2 protein-coding genes are annotated in these 2,065 nt (G+C 47.9%); both read left to right on the top strand.

Features of this window, described 5'->3' with window-relative positions; translation table 11 throughout:
* Positions 1-16 precede the first annotated feature (16 nt).
* On the top strand, positions 17-1,213 hold the full coding sequence (gene arsJ, locus KDK15_RS17715; RefSeq protein WP_257296720.1) for an organoarsenical effux MFS transporter ArsJ: 1,197 nt from the start codon (positions 17-19) through the stop codon (positions 1,211-1,213).
* Between the two features lie 219 nt (positions 1,214-1,432).
* On the top strand, positions 1,433-2,065 hold a 633-nt coding region (locus KDK15_RS17710; protein ID WP_257296719.1), incomplete at its 3' end, for a hypothetical protein.

Genomic DNA, 2,065 nt, shown 5'->3' with positions numbered 1-2,065 from the left:
GTTCCGGCAACAACAGATAAGAAATTACGCGCTTATCACCTTCAACTACTGGAACTTCACCCTGACAGATGGCGCCCTGCGCATGCTAGTGGTCCTCCACTTCTATTCGCTGGGTTATTCCGGTCTGGAAATTGCCATGCTGTTTCTTTTTTACGAGTTCTTCGGGGTAGTCACTAACCTGATTGGCGGCTGGCTGGGGGCCCGAACCGGTCTGAACAGAACCATGAATATCGGCCTGTTCATGCAGATCACCGCCCTGCTGATGCTGTCAGTCCCTGCACAGTCCCTGTCTATACCTCTGGTGATGTTTGCCCAGGCTATTTCAGGTATTGCCAAAGATCTGAATAAGATGAGCGCGAAGACCTCCATAAAAACCCTGGTCAACAGCCAGCAGGCTGGAAAACTCTATCGCTGGATAGCCATTTTGACGGGGTCCAAAAATGCCCTGAAAGGTGCAGGTTTCTTTCTGGGTGGCACCCTGCTGAGTCTGATTGGTTTTCAAAGTGCCATGCTGACCATGGCTTCTGTGTTGACCCTGGTATTAGCAGGCAGCCTGATATGGCTGCAAAAAGACCTGGGTAAAGCTCACAGTAAGCCCAAATTTACCCAGATATTCTCCAAGAGCAAGGCCATCAACATTCTCTCTGTCGCTCGCCTTTTTCTCTTTGCCTCCCGGGACGTATGGTTTGTCATCGCCCTTCCTGTTTCCCTGAGTGCCGTTTTTGGCTGGAGCCATGTGGCGACGGGGAGTTTCATGGCCATATGGGTGATTGGTTATGGCCTGGTTCAGGGTATTGCGCCAAAAATTACCGGCGCTATTTCCGGTGCTGAGAGCCAGCATATCCAGAGTCGCACCGCTCTTGCATTATGGTCAGCAACGCTACTGCTGGTGTCGGTACTGCTGGCACTGGCGATCACATGCCAGTGGTATCCACAGTTAAGTCTTATTGTTGGTTTACTGATTTTTGGCGGGATATTCGCCATCAACTCATCGCTGCACTCTTTCCTGATTGTCTCTTTTGCCCGGGAAGAAGGCGCATCCATGGATGTTGGCTTCTACTACATGGCCAATGCCATGGGGCGTTTAACCGGAACCGTACTTTCGGGGTGGGCGTTTCAATGGGGAGGACTGGCAGCCTGCCTGTGGATATCCTCACTCTTTATCATGCTTACTGCCATCATTTCACTGACGATGCCGGATCATAATCCGTAAAACAGACTCTTGACCATCAGCCGGGAAATTCAACCACCCGACCACCACCGTCTTCTTCATTCGTGAGGCGCTGGCATTCGAAGAGTTTTACAACGCTATTCTTAATAGCTGTACCAATTTATATGCTTGATTGGAATAAATATTGAGTGAGTTGTATTGGCCAGGAACTTTTATAAGAAGAAGTGGTCTCAACCTCAGACTCTTTAATTATATAATTCAATGATTAATCCCTATTTTAACTCACCCCTGTATTCAGAATTTCAGAAAGCGTATGAGTCTGTAATGTTGAGTAGTGGGTTAGTTTTTCAAGCCCGGCCACAGCGCAGTGGTTTAGTGTTCGGGCTGCGAGTTGATCAAACTGAACCAGGTAATTATTTAAACACCTTGATTCCATGTGGTGATAGCTTCCATAACTCATTAAGCGACTCCCGTGTAAGAGTTAATTATTCTCAGGAGTCTCAACAAAGTGAGCCGTTAGACTTGTCACATAAACCCGGAGCACACCAACAAACCGACCAAAATACTAAGATTCTTGCCAGTCAATCAGAATTAAGAATTGATCGGGTTTGGAGTATCGCCGGTGAAGGTTCTGGTGAACCTCTGTCCCTTTCGCTTGAAGAGGTGCCCGCTTCTGGAATAGGCAAGAAGAGTAGAGCTAAATACCTCCCATCCGATAAAAACAATGCGAACCAAGCCAATAGCAATGCCAAATACGATGCATCAGATAAAGGCAAGGCGCGCAAAGTCAAATACGCTTTATCAGAGAAAGGCAGGGCGAACAAAGCCAAATGCCAAGCCAAATACGAGGCGTCCGATAAAGGCAAAGCGAGCAGAGCCAGATATGTCTCATCC

It is taken from the genome of Endozoicomonas sp. YOMI1 (assembly GCF_024606345.1).
Lineage (GTDB): Bacteria > Pseudomonadota > Gammaproteobacteria > Pseudomonadales > Endozoicomonadaceae > Endozoicomonas.
The sequence above is the reverse complement of the archived record's forward strand: the minus strand, read 5'-3'. Positions and strand labels throughout refer to the sequence as shown.